The sequence below is a fragment of the uncultured Amnibacterium sp. genome, from assembly GCF_964250715.1.
In the GTDB taxonomy this organism is placed as follows: domain Bacteria; phylum Actinomycetota; class Actinomycetes; order Actinomycetales; family Microbacteriaceae; genus Amnibacterium.
On the sequence record NZ_CAXUGX010000021.1, the window covers coordinates 1 to 6,934 of the forward strand.

General features: G+C 70.1%; 6 protein-coding genes and 1 rRNA gene. All 7 read right to left on the minus strand.

Annotated elements, in window-relative coordinates; translation table 11 throughout:
• Positions 1-446 (minus strand): 16S ribosomal RNA (locus ACFE7H_RS13560); the annotation flags it as partial.
• 502 nt (positions 447-948) lie between these two features.
• Positions 949-2,250 carry a tyrosine--tRNA ligase gene (gene tyrS / locus ACFE7H_RS13565; protein WP_375401769.1) on the minus strand — a complete coding sequence of 434 codons (1,302 nt, stop codon included), beginning with the start codon at positions 2,248-2,250 and terminating at the stop codon, positions 949-951.
• Positions 2,251-2,266: 16 nt separating this feature from the next.
• Entirely contained in the window at positions 2,267-2,935 is a 669-nt protein-coding gene (locus ACFE7H_RS13570) for a DNA-3-methyladenine glycosylase (RefSeq protein ID WP_375401773.1), read from the minus strand.
• Positions 2,932-3,081 carry a hypothetical protein gene (locus ACFE7H_RS13575; RefSeq protein ID WP_375401770.1) on the minus strand — a complete coding sequence of 50 codons (150 nt, stop codon included), beginning with the start codon at positions 3,079-3,081 and terminating at the stop codon, positions 2,932-2,934. The genes ACFE7H_RS13570 and ACFE7H_RS13575 overlap by 4 nt, the downstream gene beginning before the upstream one ends.
• Positions 3,078-4,559, minus strand: coding sequence for an argininosuccinate lyase (argH, locus tag ACFE7H_RS13580; protein WP_375401774.1), 1,482 nt, complete (start codon positions 4,557-4,559; stop codon positions 3,078-3,080). Before argH ends, ACFE7H_RS13575 begins: the two co-directional genes overlap by 4 nt.
• Positions 4,560-4,562: 3 nt before the next feature.
• The gene (locus ACFE7H_RS13585) at positions 4,563-5,774 is read right to left on the minus strand and encodes an argininosuccinate synthase (protein ID WP_375401771.1); all 1,212 of its coding nucleotides are present in this window, start codon (positions 5,772-5,774) and stop codon (positions 4,563-4,565) included.
• Positions 5,775-5,865: 91 nt separating this feature from the next.
• Complete coding sequence (gene argF / locus ACFE7H_RS13590; RefSeq protein ID WP_375401772.1) at positions 5,866-6,843, minus strand: ornithine carbamoyltransferase; 978 nt, start codon at positions 6,841-6,843, stop codon at positions 5,866-5,868.
• Positions 6,844-6,934: the final 91 nt, after the last annotated feature.

Here is a 6,934-nt window from a genome sequence, read left to right on the forward strand (position 1 = left end):
TCGTCCCTGCTGAAAGAGGTTTACAACCCGAAGGCCGTCATCCCTCACGCGGCGTTGCTGGATCAGGCTTTCGCCCATTGTCCAATATTCCCCACTGCTGCCTCCCGTAGGAGTCTGGGCCGTGTCTCAGTCCCAGTGTGGCCGGTCACCCTCTCAGGCCGGCTACCCGTCGTCGCCTTGGTGGGCCATTACCTCACCAACAAGCTGATAGGCCGCGAGCTCATCCTTCACCGCCAGAACTTTCCACCACCATCAGATGCCTGAAGTGGTCGTATCCGGTATTAGCTCCCGTTTCCGGGGGTTATCCCGATGTGAAGGGCAGATTGCTCACGTGTTACTCACCCGTTCGCCGCTCGTGTACTCCCGAAGGAGCCTTACCGCTCGACTTGCATGTGTTAAGCACGCCGCCAGCGTTCGTCCTGAGCCAGGATCAAACTCTCCGTAGATGTTTGATAGCACGCGGATCGATTGCTTGACCTGCGGCACATCGTGTGTCGAGGGTGCACCGAAAAAGGTGCACGGTCCCGACGAGTTGATCTGACTGATGGATGTCTACTGACAATCCGTTCAATCCAAAGGAATCTCATCCGGCTGAAGAATCAGCCGGCGAGGTAATTTGGCATTGACATTGTGCACGCTGTTGAGTTCTCAAGGATCGGCCGCACATCGTCCGCCGGCTTTGCAACCGACGACCCGAGGCGTCCTCTTCACCCAGGTCATAAGACCTGGTCCACGCAACCTCACCTGTGCGGCCGTGTCAGTCGGACTGAAGTCCGGGCCGTTCCGCACCGTGGTGATCTGCAGGCTGGTGGTCTGCACCGCTTGAGGCGGGAGAGCCTCGCTCATCCGCGGCCTTTGGGGCGACAGATGAAGACTGTACGTGGCGCGGGCTGGCGGCGCAAGTCGCGCAGAGGCGGGCGTGTCGCCCGTCCGGGGGGTTCCGGACCCTCAGCCGTCGACCGGCGTGGTCACGGCGGCCAGGCTGCGTCGTCCCCGCCGCAGGACCGCGAACCGGCCGTGCAGCAGGGTCTCGAGCGCGGCGTCGCCGTCCTCGACTCGTCGGTTGTTGACGTAGACCCCGCCCTGACCGATGGCGCGGCGCGACTCACCCATCGACGTCGTGAGGCCCGTGTCCACCAGCAGTCGGGCGACCGGATCGCCGACCCGCCCCTGCGCGCGCGGCAGTCCCTCCAAGGCAGCGGCCAACGTGGTGGCGTCCAGCCCGTCGAGGTCGCCGTTGCCGAAGAGCGCGAGCGACGCGTCCCGCGCAGCGTCGGCCGCGGCGTCGCCGTGCACGATCGCGGTCACCTCCCAGGCCAACGCGCGCTGCGCCTCCCGGACTCCCGGTCGCTCCGCGACCGCCCCCGCCAGCCGCTCGATCTCGGCGCGGGACAGGAAGGTGAACACCTTCAGTCGTTCGACGACATCGGCGTCCGCGCTGTTCAACCAGAACTGGAACATGGCGTAGGCCGTGGTCAGCGACGGGTCCAACCAGATCGCGGTCCCCTCCGACTTGCTGAACTTGGAGCCGTCGCTGTTCTGGATCAGCGGGGTGCCGATGGCGTGGACCGACACCGACTCCACGCGCCGGATCAGGTCGATGCCGCTGACCAGGTTGCCCCACTGGTCGCTGCCGCCCTGCTGCATCGTGCAGCCGTACTGGCGGTACAGCTGCAGGTAGTCGTAGCCCTGCAGGATCTGGTAGCTGAACTCCGTGTAGCTGATGCCCGCGTCGGAGTGCAATCGCACCGCGACGGCGTCCTTCTTCAGCATCGAGCCGACACGGAAGTGCTTGCCGACGTCCCGCAGGAAGTCGATGGCGGAGAGCCCGGCGGTCCAGTCCAGGTTGTTCACCAGGGTCGCCGGGTTGGCCCCGTCGAGCGCGACGAACCGCCCGACCTGCGCCTGCAACGCCTCGACCCACTCCGCCACCTGTTCGCGCGGGTTCAAGGTGCGTTCGGAGTTGGGCCGGGGATCGCCGATCAGGCCGGTGGAGCCGCCGACGAGGACGAGCGGATGGTGGCCGGCGAGCTGCAGCCGTCGGATGGTCAGCAGCTGCACCAGGCTGCCGATGTGCAGGCTGGCCGCGGTGGGGTCGAAACCGCAGTAGAAGGTGATCGGGCCGTGGCGGAGGTGCGCGTCGAGCGCGTCCTCCGCCGTCGCCTGGGAGATCAGACCACGCCACTGCAGTTCAGCCAGCACCCCGTCGAACGTGGCGTCGTTCTGCTGGCGGTCCAACGCTCCGGGCACCCCACGACGCTAGCGGTCAGCCCCGGGAATGCGTCACGCGGCGGGTGCGCGCTACCGCCGGGCGGTAGGGGCTGACGGTGGCGTCGTCGACCACGAAGTAGCGCCACGGGAAGTCGGCCGAGCCGCCCGCACCGCTCACGCCCGTCCGCGGCGAGGTCGCCGCAGCGAACGGAGTCACCGGCAGCTCGATGGTGAAGGCGCCGTCGATCGGAGCACCCTCCGTGTCGGTCATGTCGAGGCCGCCGAGCAGGTCGGCGCCGTTCTCGGTGAGCGCGATGCCGAGTGCCGTCGCCAGACGGGCGGGGCCACGGGCCAGGTCGCGGTGCCGGACGGCCGCGCCGCGACGCTGCTGGGCCAGCGCCTCCCCGGCCACCACCTCCCCCGCTCGCAGCAGCACGCCGGCCGCCAGCGGCGGGGGCAGGCAGACGATGTTCGCGCAGGTGTGCATGCCGTAGGTGAAGTAGGCGTAGAGGTGGCCCGCGGGGCCGAACATCACCGCGTTCCGAACGCGTGGGCCCCGATGCGCATGCGAGCCGGGATCCTCGCCCTGGCCCTGGTACGCCTCCACCTCCGTCAGCCGCACCGTCACGGCGCCCTCCGCGGTGCGATGGGTCAGCCGCGCGCCCAGCAACTCCGGTGCGACCTCGGTCGCCGGACGCTCGAAGAATGCTCGGGTCGGCGTCAGAACAGGCGTCCCAGCAGCGCCGCCCAGACCACCCCGGCGACCACCACCACGAGCGCGATCGTGGTGATCACCGGGATCGCCCAGGGATGCTTCGACTCGGTCGGGATCGGCTTGACGCGCGGCGGCGGCAGTCGGCGGGCGCTCATCCGATCGCCACTCGGACGGTGCGGACGCGGTCGGTGAGGGCCGCGAGCTGTGCGCGCACCCGCTCCGGCGCGGTGCCGCTGCGGCCCGTGCGACTGGCGATCGAGCCGGTCACGGTCAGCACCTCGCGCACCTGCGGGGTCAGCCGCGGGTCGACAGCGCGCAGTTCGGCGTCGCTCAGCCCGTCGAGGGGCAGGCCGCGCGCCTCGGCGGCGGCGACCAGGGCCCCGGTCACCTCGTGGGCGTCGCGGAAGGGCACCCCCTGCCGCACCAGCCACTCCGCCACATCCGTCGCCAGCGAATAGCCCTGCGGCGCGGAATCCGCCATGCGGGCGGTGTCGAACCGGAGCGTCGCGATCAGTCCTGTCACCGCGGGCAGCAGGGTCTCCAGCGTCACGACCTGGTCGAAGACCGGCTCCTTGTCCTCCTGCAGGTCGCGGTTGTACGCCAGCGGCAGCCCCTTCAACGTTGTGAGCAGGCCGGTCAGGTCGCCGATGAGGCGCCCGGCCTTGCCGCGGGCCAGCTCCGCGATGTCGGGATTCTTCTTCTGCGGCATGATCGACGATCCGGTGGACCAGGAGTCGTGCAGGTGCGCGAAGCCCACGTCCCTGGTGGACCACAGGATCACGTCCTCGCCCAAGCGAGAAAGGTCGACGCCGATCATCGCGGCGACGAAGGCGAACTCTGCGACCACGTCGCGGGCGGCCGTGCCGTCCATCGAGTTCTCGACCGTGGTCGCGAAGCCCAGCTCGTGCGCGACGAGCAGGTCGTCGAGGCCCAGGCTGGAACCCGCGAGCGCACCGGAGCCGTAGGGCGAGGCGTCGGCGCGGCGGCGCCAGTCGGCCAGGCGGTCCAGGTCGCGGACGAGCGGCCAGGCATGCGCGAGCAGGTGATGTGCGAGCAGCACCGGCTGGGCGTGCTGCAGGTGCGTGCGTCCGGGCAGAACGGCGTCGAAGTGGGCGTCGGCCTGCGCCGCCAGCGCGTCGATCAGGTCGATGACGGCCAGCGAGATCGCGTGCGCGTGGTCCTTCAGGTACAGGCGGATGAGGGTGGCGATCTGATCGTTGCGGCTGCGCCCGGCCCGCAGCCGTCCGCCCAGCTCGGCGCCCACCTCGGCCAGCAGCGCCTGCTCGAGCGCCGCGTGCACGTCCTCGTCGTCGGGCGCCGGCTGCAGCGTGCCGTCCGCGACGCGGTCCGCGAGCCGCCGCAAGCCGGCGTGCAGGCGCTGCAACTGGTCCTCGGTCAGGTAGCCGGCGGCGGCGAGCGCTGCGGCGTGCGCGGCGGAGCCGGCCAGGTCGTAGGGGGCGAGCTGCCAATCGAAGTGGGTGGACCGGGACAGCGACGTCAGCGCATCGGACGGGCCTGCGGCGAACCGCGCCCCCCAGAGCGTGCCGGTGTTCGTGGCTGCACCCGGGCGTGCACCCGCATCCGAAGCCGACTCCGGATCCGCCTCCTGCGCGGACCCCTCGCTCCCCTGCACCACCTACCGGCCCAGGTCCCGACGGCCCAGATCGCGTCTGGCGGAGATCTTGCTGGGCAGCGACCAGATCTCGATGAAACCCTTGGACAGCGACTGGTCGAAGGTGTCACCGGTGTCGTAGGTGGCCAGGTCGAAGTCGTAGAGGCTCGAGGCGCTGCGCCGGCCGGTGACCGTCGCGCGGCCGCCCTGCAACTGCAGCCGGATATCGCCGGAGACGTGCTGCTGGGTGGAGTCGACGAAGGCGTCGAGGCTGCGCTTCAGCCCCGAGAACCACAGGCCGTCGTAGACGAGCTGTGCCCAGGTGTTCTCCACGTCGCGCTTGTAGCGGCCGAGGTCGCGCTCCAGGGTGAGGTTCTCCAACTCCTCGTGCGCGGCGATCAGGGCGAGCGCCGCCGGGGCCTCGTAGACCTCGCGGCTCTTGATGCCAACCAGACGGTCCTCGACGATGTCGATGCGGCCGACGCCGTGGGCGCCCGCGAGTTGGTTCATCCGCTGCACCGCCTGCAGCGGAGTGACCGCCTCGCCGTCGAGCGCCGTCGGGACGCCGCCGACGAAGGTGACGACCACCTCCTGCGCGGGCAGGCCGGCGGCCGGGTCGTCGGTGTAGGTGTAGAGGTCCTCGATCGGCCCGTTCCAGGGGTCCTCCAGGAACCCGGTCTCCACTGCCCGGCCCCACACGTTCTGATCGACGGAGTAGGGGCTCTTCTTGGACTGCAGGATCGGCAGTCCGTGCTCCTCCGCGTACACGATCGCCTTGTCGCGGGTGAGCGCCAGGTCGCGCACCGGAGCGATGCTGGTCAGCTCCGGGGCGAGGGCGGCGACCGCGGACTCGAACCGCACCTGGTCGTTGCCCTTGCCGGTGCAGCCGTGCGCGACCGAGTTCGCGCCGAGGGCGCGGGCGGTGGCGGCCAGGTGCTTGGCGATCAGGGGGCGGGAGAGGGCCGAGACCAGCGGGTAGCGCTTCTGATAGAGCGCGTTCGCCTTCAGCGCCGGCATCAGGTAGTCGTCGGCGAACTCGTCCTTGGCGTCCACGACGATCGCGTCGACGGCGCCACAGTCGAGGGCGCGCTGCCGGATCGCCTCCAGATCCTCGCCGCCCTGACCCACGTCGACGGCGAGCGCGACCACGTCCTTGCCGGTCGCGTCGTGCAGCCAGCCGATGCCGACCGAGGTGTCGAGGCCTCCCGAGTACGCCAGTACCACCCGTTCCGCCACGCACACCCCTTGTCGTCCGTCTGTCCTATGGGCTCCAACCCTATCGAGGGCCCTTCGCGCCGCGATTCGAGCGGCGGAGGGCGTGCAGCGGTCAGGCGGAGAGGGTCACGCCGTCCTCGGCGACCAGGTGCAGCTCCCCCGCGGCGCTCGATCGCTCCAGCAGCCAGATCAGCAGGGCCTTCTGGGCGTGCAGGCGGTTCTCCGCCTCGTCCCAGATGACGGACTGCGGTCCGTCGATCACGGCCGCGGTCACCTCGTAACCACGGTCGGCGGGCAGGCAGTGCAGGAAGATCGCGTCGGACGCCGCCGACGCCATCAACTCCTCCGTGACGCGGTACGGGGTCAGGGCGGTCACGCGACCGGCCTTCTCGTCCTCGCGACCCATCGACACCCAGGTGTCGGTGACGACCACGTCGGCGCCGGCGACCGCCTCGACCGGGTCACTCAGCAGGGTGATCGAGCTGCCGGTGGTGGCGGCGATGCGCCGCGCGTCCGCGACGACCGCAGGGAAGGGCGGGTAGGCGTCGGGGAACGCCACCCGCAGGTGGATGCCGGCGGTCGCGCAGGCCAGCAGGTAGGAGTGGACCATGTTGTCGGTGCCATCGCCCAGGAAGGCCACGGTCAGGCCGGCGAGGCGCCCCCTGTGCTCGCGGATCGTGAGCAGGTCGGCCAGCAACTGGCACGGGTGGAAGTCGTCGGAGAGCGCGTTGACCACGGGCACCGTGGTGCCGGCCGCCATCTGCTCCAGCCCGGACTGCGCGTAGGTGCGCCACACGATGGCCGCGACCATGCGCTCCAGCACGCGGGCGGTGTCGGCGGGTGTCTCCTTGCCGCCGAGCTGGCTGTTCGGGGTGGAGATGATCAGCGGGCTGCCGCCCAGGTCGGCGATGCCCACGGCGAAGCTGACCCGGGTTCGGGTGGACGACTTGTCGAAGATCACCGCGACCGTCTGCGGACCGGCCAGCGGCGTGCTGCCCCAGCGGTCGGCCTTCACCCGCGCCGCCAGGTCGAGGATCTCGGCCTGCTCGGCCGGGGAGACGTCGTCGTCGCGGAGGAAGTGGCGCGTCATCAGGGCTCCGTCCGGTTGGGGAACCGCAAGCCTAGGTGTGCTGCCCGGGGACGTTGGTCGAGGTGTGATCTGGCGATAGACGGGTGAGGAC